The sequence below is a fragment of the Corynebacterium sp. Marseille-Q2823 genome (genome assembly GCF_903645345.1).
Classification (GTDB): Bacteria; Actinomycetota; Actinomycetes; order Mycobacteriales; family Mycobacteriaceae; genus Corynebacterium; species Corynebacterium hiratae.
This window is the reverse complement of record NZ_CAHJXS010000010.1, coordinates 87,046-102,788: the sequence shown is the minus strand read 5'-3', so window position 1 is coordinate 102,788 and position 15,743 is coordinate 87,046. Positions and strand designations below refer to the sequence as shown.

The following is a 15,743-nucleotide window of genomic DNA, read 5'->3' as shown; positions in this document are numbered from 1 at the left end:
GCAGCAGCGGCTAAAGCGTAGAGCGTGGCGGCTTAGAGCCCGAAGTACTCGCGCAGATCGGCGGCGATGGCATCGAGGCGATCGGCGTCGGGGGACTCGAGGTAGCACTTGAGCTTGGGCTCAGTGCCGGAGGGGCGGACGATGACGCGGTCATCGTTGTCGGTGAAGAACTTCGAGCCTTGGGCGAACTTTTCCACCTTGGTTATAGGGGAGCCAGCAAGCTCGGTCGGTGGGTTCGCGGAGACCTTCTCCATTGCTTGAGCAATGAGGCTCAAGTCTTCTACGCGGAAGGTCAACGGCTGCGTGTGCAGTGCGCCAACCGTGGCGTAGATTTCTTCCAAGCGGCCTAGCAAGCTAGTTCCAGCGGCCTTGCATTCAGCGGCAAGGCTGGCAAGTACGACGGAAGTAGAAATGCCGTCTTTGTCGCTGACCGCGGCGGGATCGGGGCAAAAGCCAATGGCCTCTTCATAGCCGAAGGATAGCTCTGGGGTGCGGGCGATCCATTTGAAACCGGTAAGCGTTTCCTTATGGCCGAGACCGTAGTGCGCGGCGATGCGCCCGAGCAGGCGGGAGGAGACCAGGGAATTGGCGAAGTTACCGGTAGCGCCGCGGCGAGCAAGGTAATCGCCCAGGAGGGCACCGGTTTCGTCGCCGCTTAGTTGGCTCCAAGAGTTTTCCGCCGTGGGGACGGCGGCGGCGCAGCGATCGGCATCTGGGTCATAAGCGATAAGGATATCGGCATCGATCTCCTCAGCGTGCTTGATTCCAAGGTCTAAGGCGCCGGGTTCTTCCGGGTTGGGGAAGGACACCGTAGGGAAGTCAGGGTCGGGTTCGGCCTGCTCGGGCACCAGCGAGACGCGGAAGCCACAGCGGGAAAGCAGTTCCTTGCCGAGCTCGGCCCCCACGCCGTGCATGGCGGTCAGCGCGATGGTGATATCGGTACTGTCACCGACTAGCTGGGCGGCGCGGTCGAGATAGTCCTCGCGGGTATCGACGTCCTCGATGCGCTCAGAAGAAAGCGCAACCTCGTCGGCATAGGGAGCCGCAGCGATAGCGGCGGCAATTCCGGAGTCTGCCGGAGAAATAAGCTGCACGCCCTCGCCTGGGCCGGTGGCGATGCGGCCGCCCAAGTACACCTTGTAGCCGTTATCGGCTGGAGGGTTGTGGGAGGCGGTGACCATAATGCCGGCATCTGCGCCCAAGGAGCGAACCGTAAAAGCCGTCAGTGGGGTCGGGTTCTGTGCAGGCAGAACCAGGGCCTTACCGCCGGCGGCGGAGATGACCTGGGCGGCATCGCGCTGGAACTGCGCGGAACCGTGGCGGGCATCGCAGCCAATGACGACGACCGGGGCATCGACCTGCTGGTTGAGCCAGGTGATAAGCCCGTAGGTGGTGCGGATGACCACGGCGCGGTTCATACGGGATTCGCCCGCCCCCACGGCGGCGCGCAGGCCCGCGGTACCGAAGTTCAAGGGGCCAGCGAAGGCCGCGGCGAGTTCTTCGGAATTGCCTTCCTCGATCCACGTCAGTACCTGGCGGGCGGTGTCCGCATCCGGATCGTGTTCGGCCCAGGTGCGGGCGTAGTCGACATCGAAGTTCGTGTGTGCGGGCATCGCTTAAAGCTCCTCGAGGATCTTGGCGGAGGAAGACAGCCCCAGGCGGGTAGCGCCGGCTTCGATCATTGCCAGTGCATCCTTGCCGCTGCGGATGCCGCCGGATGCCTTAACGCCGAGAGCGTCGCCTACGGTCTCGCGCATGAGCGTGACCGCGTGGGTGGACGCACCGCCGGCGGGGTGGAAACCGGTGGAAGTCTTGACAAAGTCCGCCTGGGCGGCTGCGGCGGCCTTGCAGGCGAGGACAATGGCGTCGTCGGAAAGCGCGGCAGACTCGATGATGACCTTGAGCACCTTGCCAGGGATGGCATCGCGCACGGCCTGGATTTCGGCCTGCAGATCCTCGGCGCGGCCCTCGATGGCCAGGGGGATATTGATGACCATGTCCACCTCTTCGGCGCCATCAGCAACCGCGCGGGCTGCCTCAGCGGCCTTAATCTCCGGCTTTACGGCACCGGAGGGAAAGCCCACGACGGTGGCGATGTGCATGGATTCTGGAACCTCGATGGGCAGGGCGGACGGGGAAACGCAGACGGAGTAGGTGCCCAGCTCGGCCGCCTCATTGACCAAGGCGCGGAACTGCTCCGGGGTGGCCTCCGGCTTGAGCAGGGTATGGTCGATGATGGAAGCAACGTCGGTGCGGGAAGTCATAATTGTTCTCCTGAGCGGGTTAGGCGGGGATTCGGAACGGGCCATCTTGAGGTCAGAGACGACGTACAGGGCAATACCGATGGCGGCGACTGCCGCGAGGATCCACAGCACGGTGTTATAGCTGGTGAGGTCCTGCAGCTTTGCCGTATAGGCAATGCCCAGTGGGATGGCGATATTGATGGTCAGGTTATAAAAGCCAATCGCGATGCCGGACTTGGTGGCGGTGATATTGCGCAGTGCGGTATTGACCAGCGGGGCGTACATCAGCGCAAAGCCGGAGGCAAAGGCCACGATGGCCAGGATGAGTACGGCGACGTGAAGCTGCACGAAGAGCGCGGCCGCCACCAGCGCGCCGGCGACAAGGGCGAAAGCGGTGTAGATGGTGGCGCGAGAGGACAAAACGCCACCGATCTTGCCGGAGAAAATACCAATGAGGATGGCGCAAATATAGCCCGGGATCATCAGCAGGGAGGCCTTATCGATGTTCATGCCGTGCAGGTCATGTGCGGCAAATGGCAGCAGGAAAATGAAGCCCATCTGGGTGGAGTAGACGAAGAAGACCATGAGGATGGTCCACACATAGCGGCCGTTAGTAAAGAACTCCGGGGTGACCACGGGGTGCTTGGCGTGGCCGATGTGGATGATGAAGCCTACGACGCCCCGGTGGTGGCACCCTTATTCTTGTAGAGGCGTTGGCCGCATAGAGTGTGGATTACTCCGTGTGGTTCGATGTGGTGAATGAGGTGCCGCAAGCGTGGCGTGCCGGTACTCCGGCGTGCCGGGTTGGTGGTGGTTTGTGGGGTGGTCATGGTTGCCTTTCCTGGTGCTATTAGGGAAGGATTAGGGAATTTTCCCGTCCTTGTTTCTTGAATTGCGCCTGTGACCTGCTGTGTTGTGGTGTGGGGGTTCAGTCCCCGGCGGCTCCACCGGAAAGCCCCAGCTAGATAACGTTCTAGCTGGGGCTTCTTCTCGTTTTGTATCCCTGGCCTGCAGTAATGGCGCATGTCCGGACCTGACCCCTGTTTGGTAGACACCTGATATCCAGCCCGGTTGGGTTGGGAAGAAAGGTAATCTACCACCATGCCTAGGTACTCCGAACAGTTCAAACGTGATGCTGTGGCCCTCTACGAAAACAATGAGGACCTCTCACTTCACGCGGCTTCAGCAGAGCTTGGTGTCAATCGATCCTCACTTTATTCCTGGCTTAAGCAGTACGGCACCGGCAAACGCGCCCGCACGAAGACCCTGCGTGACAACGCCCAGGCGACGACTGATTCTGAACGGATCCGCCAGCTAGAAAAAGAAAACGCAAAGCTGCGCGAAGAACGCGACATCCTGCGTAAGGCCGCGAAGTATTTTGCCGAAGAGACACGCTGGTAATCCGCTTCCAGTTTGTCTATGACCACCGAACCGAATACTCGGTCAAGCGGATGTGCCACGTGTTAAAGCTCAATCGCTCCTCGTTCTACAAATGGGTCAACACCCGCGAAAAACGCAGGTTAAAGACGTGTTCCGATGCCCTTCTTGGTGCGAGAATCAAGACCATCTTCGATGATGAGCACGGGCTTTATGGTGCTAAACGCATCGCTGCAAGCCTCAACGACGATACGGACTTTCCTCCGATCAATCACAAGAAGGTCGCACGCATCATGAAATCCATGGGGCTGAAAGGCTTTAGTAAACGGCGTCGGTGCATCACCACCAGGCGCAAGCCTGGCCATCGAGTCATGCCAGATTTAGTAGGCCGCAAATTCACAGCTGACAGGCCGAACCACGTCTATGTAGGCGACATAACGTACCTGCCGTGTAAGGGCGGCAAGAACATGTACCTGGCCACGGTCATCGACGTCTACTCGCGCAAACTCGTCGGCCATGCACTAGCCGATCACATGCGGGTATCGCTGGTTATCGAAGCTTTATCTCATGCCAGAAAAGTCCGCGGAAGCCTTAAAGGGGCAATTTTCCATTCCGATCATGGCAGTGTGTACACCTCACAAGCATTTAGAGAGCACTGCGCTGTACTTGGTGTTCGCCAATCCATGGGAGCAGTGGGTACAAGTGCCGATAATGCCCTGGCAGAATCGTTTAACGCCAGTCTCAAGCGTGAAGTTCTGCGTGATCGGAAAGTGTTTGACAATCCCATCATCTGCCGCCAAGAAGTCTTCCGATGGTGCATGCGCTACAACACGCGCAGACGGCACTCCTGGTGCAATCTTCTAGCCCCCGATGCCTTCGAAGCACTCACATCAGCTACACTGACTCAAGCAGCATAGCTAACCCCCGACGTGTCTACTTTCCGGGGGTCAGGCCCTCCGGTGCGTGCAGGTAGGGCCACCCGTGTCCCGCATTAGTCCCACAAAACACCCCACTAGTCCCACACCAGTCCCACAAAAGCCCCCCAATCAAGCCCCGACGGCTCCACAAATAGCATGAGTGTTCACCGAGGGGAATGCTGTATCGAGACCGTTTTGGTGGCTAAGCTTGGGTAACAGCTGTCTGGCGGGAAGCGTCAGGGGGTTCTGAATAGAGAAAGAAGCGTGAAACCGCTAGCAGGCTTTCTTGAGTTCCTTTAAAGGGGGTAGAAGTGATTGCTTTCGCTGGGACTATCACAGCCGTGCTAGGGCTGAATGTTGTGGCGAATGAAACTGGTGCGAATGCCGTGGGGTTCGTAATTACAGCTATTCTCTTGGGATTCGGGCTCGCTCCCTTTGTTGGGGATTCTCTGGAGCGCCACATTCCGGTTTCGCTGTGGCGGCGGATGTCATTCTCTCGCGTTGCTAGCCGTCGGTGGGGTGTCGAGCTATTCAATGCTGTGCTCACGCGAAGCGGATGGAACGGCATGATTTTGGCGATGCGCAGAGAAGAGTCTGCCAAGCGTGAAGGGGCGACCCCTCTTCGTCCCATGCGAGCGTCGGCAGCCGGTCATGCGTGGGGATTGTTGCTCCATATATGTAGCGCTGGATGGTGCGCTGCGGCAGACGGATTGTTAGCGGCTACAGTTCTTCTTGTTGTCGGGGTTGTGGGCCATCTGTATCCGGTTTTGCTTCAATTACGTGTGCTCACGGATGCTCGGGGGAGGTTCAATATCGGTGTCGTTGCAGCCTGCTTTAGGATGGCCGCATGGATACCGAAACTCTCCGCATCACGGTCGTCTTGTTTGAGGGCTTTGAGCTTCTCGACGTCTTCGGGCCCGTCCAGCTGCTTCAAGCGGTGCCTGATGTCGCCGTTGTTTTCGCAGGGTCGGATAGTGGGCCAGTTGCTAGCTCGCAGGGCGTGGAAGTAGTGCCGACAATCTCTTATGGGCAGATTGAGCCGGCCGACGTTCTCCTCGTCCCGGGAGGAAAGGGGACCCGGAAGCTCGTGGAAGACGAATCTTTTCTGACGTGGCTTCGTGAGGTGGGTGCGCAAGCGCCGGTGGTTGCCTCCGTGTGTACGGGTTCTGCGGTCCTGGCGGCGGCCGGGCTCTTGGAGGGCTACGCCGCAACAAGCAATAAGCGTGCCTATAGCTGGGCCACGTCCTTCGGGGGCGATGTGTCCTGGCGGCCGGAGGCGCGGTGGGTGCACGACCGCAATCGATGGACCTCCTCAGGCGTGGCGGCGGGGATGGATATGACTGTCGCGCTTATTGCGCACCTCGTATCAGACAGTGCTGCCATCAATGCTGCCAACTTTGCGGAATATGATGCGCACCGCGACAGCGAGTGGGATCCTTTCGCGCGGCTAAATGGACTGGTGTCTTAAAGCCCTGGTAGATGGGGGTAGCTGGTGGGGTGGACGTAGTACCGCTGCACGAAAAGTGTGACGCGGAGCGACGCTTGGTGTTACTCAAGTTACAAACGCATGGTAGCCTTTCCCCAACAGTGTGACGTGGAGCACTGGGACTGACCCCTACGACAGGAGTACCCATGAACAGCCCATCCAATGCAGTGCCACAAGGCGGCGCTGGTACCACGGAGAAGTCGAAAGTAAATCCCGCCAAGGCTGAGCAAAAATCGAGCCAACAGTCCAGCGGGGGGATGCTGGATAAGTTCCTCAATGGTGTCGAATACATTGGCAACAAGCTGCCAGAACCCTTCACCATCTTCCTGATTCTTTTCCTCATTACCGGTGTTCTCTCCACCATCATGGCGAAGATGGGCGTCGAGATTAAGGTGCCCGGATCGGATGAGATCCAGCCGGTCAAAGGTTTGTTCACCGGTGAGGGGCTGACGTGGTTCACCACGACAATGGGTGAGAACTACATCAACTTCCCGCCGCTGGTAACGGTGCTGCCTATCATGCTGGCGGTGGGTGTGGCGGAGCGCTCCGGAATGCTCTCGGCACTCATCCGTAAGCTCTTCGGTTCGGCGAAGCCGTGGCTACTGCCCTATGCAGTCGGCGTTATCGGCGTGACCGCCTCCGTCATGGCGGATGCCGCCTTCGTTATCGTCCCGCCGCTGGCCGCGATGGTCTTCAAGGCTGCGGGCCGTCATCCGGTGGCGGGTCTGATCGGCGGCTTCGCCGCCGTGGGTGCTGGTTATTCCACTTCCTTGGTGCCCACCTCGCTGGATGCACTTTTCGCCGGTATTACCACCGCGGTCATGGAGACCCTGCCGAATACCGAGTTCGCTCCGGTTAACGCCATGTCGAACTACTACTTCAATGTGGCCTCTTCCATCGTGCTGGGTGTGCTGGCCGGCTTCATCATCGATAAGGTCATCGAGCCGCGCATGTGGAAGCAGGAGGTTCCCACCGAAGAAGACATTGATCCCGAGGATGCCGCCGAGCGCGGCGACCGCGATGAAAACGGCGAGGAGCTCACCGCTGAGCTGCGCCCAGCCGAGTCCAAGGGCCTCATCTGGTCCGGTGTGGCCACGGTCATCCTCACCGCCATCATTCTCTTTGCAGTCCTTCTGCCAGAATCGCCGTGGCGCAATGAAGAGGGTGGCTTCTTGCCCAAGTCCCCGCTGCTGAATTCCATCGTCTTTATCGTGTTCGCCTACTTCTTGGTGCTCGGCGTTGTCTACGGCAAGGTAGTCGGCACGGTCAAGGGGATCACCGACGTTGTGAACATGATGATCGGTGCTCTCAAAGACATGATGAGCTTCCTTATTCTGGCCTTTATCCTGGGCCAGTTCGTGGCACTCTTTGCCTGGACCGGTATCGGCACCTTCACCGCAGTGAAGGGCGCGGCCTTCCTTGAATCCATCGGGCTTACCGGTTTCCCAGCTATTTTCGCCTTCATCGCACTCGCGTCCTGCCTGAACCTGTTGATTATTTCCGGTTCCTCCATGTGGACGCTCATGGCGGCAGTTTTCGTTCCGATGTTTGCTCTGCTGGGCTATGAGCCGGCCTTCATCCAAGGCGCATTCCGCGTCGGCGATTCCGCAACCCAGATCATCACCCCGCTGAACCCGTACATGATTGTCATGCTTGGCTTCCTCCAGCGTTATGAACGCGAGGCGGGCCTGGGAACCCTGATGTCGCGCCTCGTGCCCTTCGTGGTCCCATTCTTTACGGCTTGGGCGATCTTGCTGGCCATCTGGTTCTATGTGGACCTTCCGCTGGGACCGGGCAACAACGTCATGATTGGTTAAGCGCATGAACCAACGCAACAATCCATCGACAGCGTATTTGGAAGCGATGGAGGAGGGCGTCGCCAAGCGCGTGGCGTCTGCAGCACCACCGGAAAAACAGGGAGAGGACTACCCAGGCCAAGCGAAGCTCTGGGACGCGGCGGCCGCGCGGGCTGAGGCCTTGCGGGAGAAGGCCGCGCACATCGTCGCGGACCTGCACGCTCACCCTGAAACGGCCTTCGAAGAACATCGTTCCATGGCGGTACTCGCGGACATCGTTGAAGAGCACGGCTTCTCCACGTGTCGCGGGGTCTACGGCGTGGAGACCGCCTTCGAAGCTTCCTGGCAGAGTGCAGATTTTGACCCTGAACGGCATCCCACTGTGGCCATCCTGGCGGAATACGATGCCCTGCCTCAGATTGGGCACGCGTGCGGGCATAACGTCATCGCCGCAGCGGGCGTTACTGGATTCTTGGCGGCTACTGCCGTGTTGGACGACGCCCCTCCCGTGTCCGGCCGCATCCTCCTCCAAGGGACCCCAGCGGAGGAGGGGCATTCCGGCAAGGAATACATGATCCGCGGCGGCAGCCTCGAAGGAGTCGATGCCGCGGTGATGATCCATGGCTTTGGTTATGACATCGGCGCGCACGCCTGGGTGGGCCGCCGCATTCTGCACGTTACTTTTCGCGGCGTCGCCGCGCATGCGAGCTCCCAGCCCTTTATGGGGCGCAACGCGCTCGACGCTGCGAGCCTGGCTTACCAGGGGATTGGGCTTATGCGCCAGCAAATGCCGCCCTCGGATCGCGTGCACGCCATCATGGGCGGTGGCGATCGGCCTTCCATTATCCCGAGCGCGGCGGAAATGACTATTTACGTGCGCTCGTTGGGGACGCGCACACTCATGGATCTGTCCGCCAGGGTGGAAGACATCGTCCGGGGCGCTGCACTCATGGCCGGTGTTGAGGTGGAGCTTGATTGGGATGAGCATCCGATGACTCTGCCCGTGCGCAACAACGCGGCGCTGGTGGAGCGGTGGTCGGCCACGCAGGCGCGCCGCGGACGCACCGCGCTGCCCGCTGGGACGGTGCCGGATACGGTGGCTGCCTCGACTGACTTTGGCAATGTCTCTCACCTCGTGCCCGGTCTGCATCCGATGGTGAAGGTATCGCCAACTGACGTGGCCCTGCACACGGAGGACTTTGCGCGCTGGGCTGCCACGCCGCAGGCGGTAGATGCGGCCGTTGATTCGGCGGCGGGTTTGGCACAGGTTGCCCTCGACTTCTTGGCGGATCCGAATTTCCGCCGCGCGGTGCGGGAGGATTTTGATAGGGAAGGGCCAGTGTCGGTGAGTGATCTCATCGCGGAGAAGGGGGAAGGCTAAGCGTAAATATTTTGTTCTAAAAGGCATGTCACGGGGTGGCAGGTGGTGGTCTGCTACCCCCATCATGAATTAGGAAACATCAGCATGCTTGAAAGGTAAGCTTTACTTGAGTTAGGTTAGACGCTGCCCTTATTTGCCAACTGTGGTTAGCCACACCTAATATGCAAGGAAGCTATGTTTAACCTTTCTCGCCGTGCCGCGGGCACGACCGCCGCTAAATTTGCCGCTACTCTCTCGGTGGCAGCGCTTGCCCTCACTGGCTGCTCTTCCAGTCAGTCTGAGGAGACCGCTGAGCCGACCGAATCCGCGGCGGCAGGCGCGTCCACCATCACCGTGGAAGATAATTTCGGTTCAAAGGAAGTCACCCTGCCGGTGGAGAACCCTGCGGTGACGGATAACCGCGCTTTTTCTGTCCTGGCGCAGTGGGATATCGACCTTGCTGCCGCGCCGCTGCCGCTGGTCCCGAAGTCCCTGCGTGATACCTACAACAAGGACACCGTCGAGGTTGACCTGGGATCCCACAAGGAGCCGGACCTTGAAGGTCTGGTAGCTGCAGAGCCGGACGTCGTGTGGAATGGCCAGCGCTTCGAGCAGTACCAAGAGGACATCGAGAAGCTGCTCGAGGACGTCCCGGTGCTTGATTTCGAGCCGCGTGATGACGAAGATTTCTTCGACGAGCTCAAGCGCCACACTGAGGCCCTGGGCCAGGTTTTCGGCCACGAAGAGGATGCCGCTAAGCTCATCGAGGATTTCGACGCCGCTGCTGAGCGTGCTAAGAAGGCCTACAACCCAGAGCAGAAGGTCATGGCTGTGAACACCTCTGGCGGCGAAATCGGCTACATCGCTCCCGGTATCGGGCGCGTGTATGGCCCGGTCTTTGAGCTGCTTGGCCTGACCCCGGCCCTGGAGGTGTCCAACGCCTCCGATGACCACGAGGGTGACGACATCTCCGTTGAGGCCATTGCCGAGTCCAACCCGGATTGGATCCTCGTTATGGACCGTGACTCCGCTATCTCCAAGGAAGGCCAGGATGTCACGCCGGGCGAGAAGCTGGTCAAGGACAACGCGGCGCTCAAGAACGTAACCGCTGTAAAGGAAGGCAACGTTTACGTGGCGCCGAATGACACCTACGTTGATGAGTCCATCATTACCTACACCGAGATCTTGAACGCGCTTGCCGACGCCTTCGAGAAGGCCAACGCCTAAACAACCCTCGGCAGTGAAGGAGGAGGCTAAACCGTGACGGTGAAGAGCAACACTGCGGCCGAGCGCCCAGCTGTCGGTTCGCGCAATTCCCGCGGACCTGTGCTGACCTGGAAGCTAGGCCTCGGCGTGCTCGGTGTCATCGCGTTGCTCCTCCTTTCCCTCATGGTGGGGGAATACAGCATCCTCGATAATGAGGACGGCTGGTCGATGTTCTTCACCACCCGCATACCGCGTACCGTGGCGCTCGTCTTGGCGGGCGCCGCGATGGCAATGAGCGGTTTGGTCATGCAGCTGCTGACCCAAAACCGCTTCGTGGAACCCACGACGACGGGAACCACCGAGTGGGCCGGACTGGGCCTGCTCTTTTCTCTAATCCTTTTCCCGCACTCATCCGTGCTGGTGAAGATGGTTATCTCGGTGGTTTTTGCGTTCGTGGGAACCATGGTGTTTTTCGCGTTCCTGCGCCGTGTGGCGCTGCGCTCCTCACTCATCGTGCCGATTATCGGCATTATGCTGGGCGCTGTCGTTAGCGCAGTATCTTCCTACGTGGCGCTGGCCACGGATACCTTGCAGCAGCTCGGAATCTGGTTCATGGGATCCTTTACCTCTGTCTATGAGGGGCAATACGAGGTCCTATGGATCGTCCTGCTGGTTTTGCTGGCTGTGTATTTCTATGCTGACAAACTCACCGTCGCTGGGCTAGGGGAGGACATTGCCACCAATATTGGCCTGAACTACAAGCGGATGATTCTGTTGGGAACCGGGCTTATCGCGGTGGCGACGGGTGTAGTCACCGTCGTCGTTGGCTCCCTGCCGTTCCTTGGGCTCATCGTTCCCAACGTAGTGAGCATGTTGCGCGGCGATGACCTGCGCTCTAACCTCCCGTGGGTCTGCCTGCTCGGCATCGCCACGGTGACCTTGTGTGACCTCATTGGCCGCACCATTATCTCCCCGTTTGAGATGCCCGTATCAGTCATTCTGGGTGTTGTCGGTGCTATCGTATTCGTCGTCTTGATCGTGAGGTCGACCAAGTGAGTGTAAGTATCTCTATCCCTAAGACGAAGGAACCTGTGCAAACGTCACGTGCCCGGCGAAACGTGGGCAGCTTCCAGTCTGCTGCTGCGGCACGAAAGTACTGGATCATCCTCGCCGCCTTGATTGTTGCCGGTTTGGCCTTCGCCTTCGGGCTTTTGGCCTACGACAACCCCATGGATTTTGGCACCCGCAAGTGGTGGCTCATTGCGCGTCGCCGCGCGGATGCGGTGACCGCCATGGCGATCGTCGCCGTATGCCAGGCCGTGGCCACGGTGGCTTTCCATACGGTGACGAATAACCGGATTCTCACCCCCTCCATCATGGGGTTTGAATCCCTGTACGTCGCGATTAATACAGCCACCATCTTTTTCCTTGGTGCCTCCGGCCTAACTCAGGCCCGCAACATGGGAACCTTCCTTGTACAGCTTGTTCTCATGGTGGGCCTATCCCTCGTGCTGTACTCCTGGCTGCTGACCAGCCGCCGCAACAACATGCATGCGATGTTGCTCGTTGGCATCATTATCGGTGGAGGCCTGGGCTCGCTCTCGACGTTTATGCAGCGCATGCTCACGCCCAGTGAATTCGACGTGCTCACTGCGCGGCTCTTTGGTTCCGTTAACAACGCGGAGAGTGAGTACTATCCCATCGCAGTACCGTTGGTCCTCGCGGTGACACTGCTGATATTCCTGAACTCCCGCCAGCTCAACGTGCTAGCGCTCGGGCGCGATGCCGCAACGAACCTTGGCGTTAACCACAAGGTCAATGCAATCTACACGTTGATTTTGGTCTCCATTCTGATGGCGACGAGCACCGCGCTTGTAGGGCCTATGACCTTCCTTGGCTTCCTCGTGGCCACCTTGGCTTACCAGGCGGCGGAGACGTATGACCACCGCTTTTTATTCCCAATGGCGGTTGCCACGGCCTTTGCTGTGCTCACCGGCGCCTACTTCCTCATGCAGCACGTCTTCTACGCGCAGGGCGTGGTCTCCATCATTATTGAGCTAGTAGGCGGCAGCGTCTTCCTTCTGGTCATTCTGCGAAAGGGCAAGCTGTGATCAAGCTTTCCAATGTTTCGAAGTCCTACTCCGGCGAGACCAACATCGGTCCAATCGATTTGGAGATCCCCTCCGGCGGTATTACCGCGCTGATTGGGCCGAATGGCGCAGGCAAGTCCACGATGCTGACGATGATTGGCCGGCTTCTCGACGTCGACGAGGGCACCATCGAGGTCGCCGGTTACGACGTGTCCTCCACGAAATCGCAGGACTTGGCGAAGATCCTCTCTATCCTGCGCCAGGAGAACCACTTCATTACCAAGCTGACCGTGCGCCAGCTGGTGAGCTTCGGCCGTTTCCCTTACTCGAAGGGGCGTCTGACTGCGGAGGATGAAGAGATAGTCTCGCGCTACATTGACTTCTTCCACTTGGGTGAATTGGAGAGCCGTTACCTTGACGAGCTCTCCGGCGGCCAGCGCCAGCGCGCCTACGTGGCGATGGTGCTCTGCCAGGAGACGGACTACGTGCTTCTCGACGAGCCCCTCAACAACCTCGACATCTCACACTCCGTGGAGATGATGAAGCACCTGCGAAAGGCCGCTAAGGAATTTGGCCGGACGATCATCATCGTTCTCCATGACATCAACTTCGCTGCTCGTTATGCCGACCATATTTGTGCGGCCAAGGATGGAAGCATCGTTTCTTTCGGCAGTCCGGAGGAGATCATGCGCGATGAGATTCTCACGCCCATCTTCGAAACCCCCATCACTGTTATCGATGGCCCGGACGGGCTGTTGGCCTGTTACCACTAGCTATTAGCAGTCAGGTGGACTGCCCGATAGCCAGAAAACTGCCCCAGGACGAGCATCAAAAGATGCGTCTTCCTGGGGATTTGTTGTTTGTTGGGGGTGTGCGTATATTTATCGAGGTCGCCGCGAGGTAGCCGGGAGGTTAACTGGTGGTAGATGTTCGGGCAATGTTTGTTCGGCGGGTTTGACTTTGGTTGAGCTTGTTGGGTAGGGTTGTTCGGGCCGCCGCAAGAGGGTTAACGTTTGGTTAATTTTTGTTGTGGTGTGCGGATGATGTTTGAGAACTCAATAGTGTGCCAATGTACTTTTTGTGTTGGTTGATTTTTATTGTTCTGGCCGTGATGCGTTGTATGTGTGTTGCGGTTGGTGTATGCCGGATGGCGCTTTTCCTTTAAGCGGCGTCATTGTAAATAATATTAAGTTGTTTGGGCATATTGATTTAAATCTTCTAACTAGGCCAGCTCCCTTTTTTGCCCCGTCGGGTTGGGGGTTGGTTGGATTTTTTCTTTATGTAATTTTTGGATAGCCAGTCCGTGTGGTGTGTGCGTGATGTGTGCGCATCATGCGGTGTGGTTTGTCTGTTTGTTAGGTTTGGGCTTTTCACGGCCTTTTTTGTGGAGAGTTTGATCCTGGCTCAGGACGAACGCTGGCGGCGTGCTTAACACATGCAAGTCGAACGGAAAGGCCAGTGCTTGCACTGGTACTCGAGTGGCGAACGGGTGAGTAACACGTGGGTGATCTGCCTTGCACTCTGGGATAAGCTTGGGAAACTGGGTCTAATACCGGATATGAACCGTCTTTAGTGTGGTGGTTGGAAAGTTTTTTCGGTGCAAGATGAGCTCGCGGCCTATCAGCTTGTTGGTGGGGTAATGGCCTACCAAGGCGTCGACGGGTAGCCGGCCTGAGAGGGTGTACGGCCACATTGGGACTGAGATACGGCCCAGACTCCTACGGGAGGCAGCAGTGGGGAATATTGCACAATGGGCGGAAGCCTGATGCAGCGACGCCGCGTGGGGGATGACGGCCTTCGGGTTGTAAACTCCTTTCGACAGGGACGAAGCTTTTTGTGACGGTACCTGTATAAGAAGCACCGGCTAACTACGTGCCAGCAGCCGCGGTAATACGTAGGGTGCGAGCGTTGTCCGGAATTACTGGGCGTAAAGAGCTCGTAGGTGGTTTGTCGCGTCGTCTGTGAAATTCCGGGGCTTAACTTCGGGCGTGCAGGCGATACGGGCATAACTTGAGTGCTGTAGGGGAGACTGGAATTCCTGGTGTAGCGGTGAAATGCGCAGATATCAGGAGGAACACCGATGGCGAAGGCAGGTCTCTGGGCAGTTACTGACGCTGAGGAGCGAAAGCATGGGTAGCAAACAGGATTAGATACCCTGGTAGTCCATGCCGTAAACGGTGGGCGCTAGGTGTAGGGGGCTTCCACGTCTTCTGTGCCGTAGCTAACGCATTAAGCGCCCCGCCTGGGGAGTACGGCCGCAAGGCTAAAACTCAAAGGAATTGACGGGGGCCCGCACAAGCGGCGGAGCATGTGGATTAATTCGATGCAACGCGAAGAACCTTACCTGGGCTTGACATACACTAGATTGCTGCAGAGATGTAGTGTCCCTTGTGGCTGGTGTACAGGTGGTGCATGGTTGTCGTCAGCTCGTGTCGTGAGATGTTGGGTTAAGTCCCGCAACGAGCGCAACCCTTGTCTTATGTTGCCAGCATTTGGTTGGGGACTCATGAGAGACTGCCGGGGTTAACTCGGAGGAAGGTGGGGATGACGTCAAATCATCATGCCCCTTATGTCCAGGGCTTCACACATGCTACAATGGTCGGTACAACGCGCAGCGACACTGTGAGGTGGAGCGAATCGCTGAAAGCCGGCCTTAGTTCGGATTGGGGTCTGCAACTCGACCCCATGAAGTCGGAGTCGCTAGTAATCGCAGATCAGCAACGCTGCGGTGAATACGTTCCCGGGCCTTGTACACACCGCCCGTCACGTCATGAAAGTTGGTAACACCCGAAGCCAGTGGCCTAAACTTGTTAGGGAGCTGTCGAAGGTGGGATCGGCGATTGGGACGAAGTCGTAACAAGGTACCCGTACCGGAAGGTGCGGGTGGATCACCTCCTTTCTAAGGAGCATATTTTTTGGCACCAGTTGGTGTCTTTTAGCCGCACTTTTGTTGTGTGGCTGGTGGTTGAGTGAACAAACGTTTTACTGCCACCGCATAATAATCGGGTGGAGATACATCTTAACTGGGATGATGGATTAGCTAACGCGTTGAAGAGTACTTGGTGCATTGTTGGGTGTCTGGGGCATTGTTCCCTGGTTGTAACCCGCACGAGTTTCAGCAGTCAGGTTGGATGACTTCTTGGTTGTTTAAGTTGTGTGGGGTGTTGTGTGAGAACTGTATAGTGGACGCGAGCATTAAACCATGTGCTTGTTACTGTCACTTTTTGTGTGGTGGCAATGTGTGTGGTTTGTGTGATTTCTTTGTTCT

At 58.1% G+C, this 15,743-nt stretch carries 11 protein-coding genes, 1 rRNA gene and 1 pseudogene; 9 read left to right on the top strand and 4 right to left on the bottom strand.

The features are described from left to right. Positions 1-32 precede the first annotated feature (32 nt). From HWX44_RS11230 to HWX44_RS11215, 4 genes and pseudogenes are all read right to left on the bottom strand, one after another. Positions 33-1,613, bottom strand: a complete 1,581-nt coding sequence (locus HWX44_RS11230) for a phospho-sugar mutase (RefSeq protein ID WP_175974700.1) — start codon at positions 1,611-1,613, stop codon at positions 33-35. 3 nt (positions 1,614-1,616) lie between these two features. Next, positions 1,617-2,264 carry a deoxyribose-phosphate aldolase gene (gene deoC, locus HWX44_RS11225; protein WP_070512024.1) on the bottom strand — a complete coding sequence of 216 codons (648 nt, stop codon included), beginning with the start codon at positions 2,262-2,264 and terminating at the stop codon, positions 1,617-1,619. Between the two features lie 30 nt (positions 2,265-2,294). Further along, a pseudogene (locus tag HWX44_RS11220) lies at positions 2,295-2,924 on the bottom strand (MFS transporter); the annotation flags it as partial. Beyond that, a complete protein-coding gene (locus HWX44_RS11215) occupies positions 2,915-3,073 on the bottom strand; it encodes a hypothetical protein (RefSeq protein WP_158010535.1) in 159 nt (52 codons plus the stop codon). The pseudogene HWX44_RS11220 and the gene HWX44_RS11215, both read right to left, overlap by 10 nt. Before the next feature lie 271 nt (positions 3,074-3,344). Between HWX44_RS11215 and HWX44_RS11210 the strand changes: the two genes are divergently transcribed. The 9 genes from HWX44_RS11210 (at position 3,345) to HWX44_RS11170 (ending at position 15,374) form a co-directional block, all read left to right on the top strand. Further along, positions 3,345-4,537 (top strand): IS3 family transposase gene (locus HWX44_RS11210; RefSeq protein WP_175972892.1). Its coding sequence is split into 2 segments (ribosomal slippage): positions 3,345-3,627 and positions 3,627-4,537, totalling 1,194 coding nucleotides; the frame shifts between segments, so codons are not numbered across the junction. Between the two features lie 847 nt (positions 4,538-5,384). Next, complete coding sequence (locus tag HWX44_RS11205; RefSeq protein WP_175974698.1) at positions 5,385-6,005, top strand: DJ-1/PfpI family protein; 621 nt, start codon at positions 5,385-5,387, stop codon at positions 6,003-6,005. A 164-nt stretch (positions 6,006-6,169) separates the two neighbouring features. Next, positions 6,170-7,840 carry an AbgT family transporter gene (locus tag HWX44_RS11200; RefSeq protein ID WP_175974696.1) on the top strand — a complete coding sequence of 557 codons (1,671 nt, stop codon included), beginning with the start codon at positions 6,170-6,172 and terminating at the stop codon, positions 7,838-7,840. Positions 7,841-7,844: 4 nt separating this feature from the next. Continuing rightward, positions 7,845-9,200 (top strand): amidohydrolase, encoded by a 1,356-nt coding sequence (locus tag HWX44_RS11195; RefSeq protein WP_175974694.1) that lies wholly within the window; start codon positions 7,845-7,847, stop codon positions 9,198-9,200. A gap of 174 nt (positions 9,201-9,374) precedes the next feature. Beyond that, the gene (locus HWX44_RS11190; RefSeq protein WP_175974692.1) at positions 9,375-10,406 is read left to right on the top strand and encodes a siderophore ABC transporter substrate-binding protein; all 1,032 of its coding nucleotides are present in this window, start codon (positions 9,375-9,377) and stop codon (positions 10,404-10,406) included. A gap of 33 nt (positions 10,407-10,439) precedes the next feature. Beyond that, entirely contained in the window at positions 10,440-11,441 is a 1,002-nt protein-coding gene (locus HWX44_RS11185; protein ID WP_046647508.1) for an ABC transporter permease, read from the top strand. Between the two features lie 35 nt (positions 11,442-11,476). Beyond that, entirely contained in the window at positions 11,477-12,496 is a 1,020-nt protein-coding gene (locus HWX44_RS11180; protein WP_144014144.1) for an iron chelate uptake ABC transporter family permease subunit, read from the top strand. Then, complete coding sequence (locus tag HWX44_RS11175; RefSeq protein ID WP_046647511.1) at positions 12,493-13,248, top strand: iron ABC transporter ATP-binding protein; 756 nt, start codon at positions 12,493-12,495, stop codon at positions 13,246-13,248. Before HWX44_RS11180 ends, HWX44_RS11175 begins: the two co-directional genes overlap by 4 nt. 608 nt (positions 13,249-13,856) lie before the next feature. Further along, a 16S ribosomal RNA gene (locus HWX44_RS11170) occupies positions 13,857-15,374 on the top strand. The last annotated feature ends 369 nt before the right edge of the window (positions 15,375-15,743 follow it).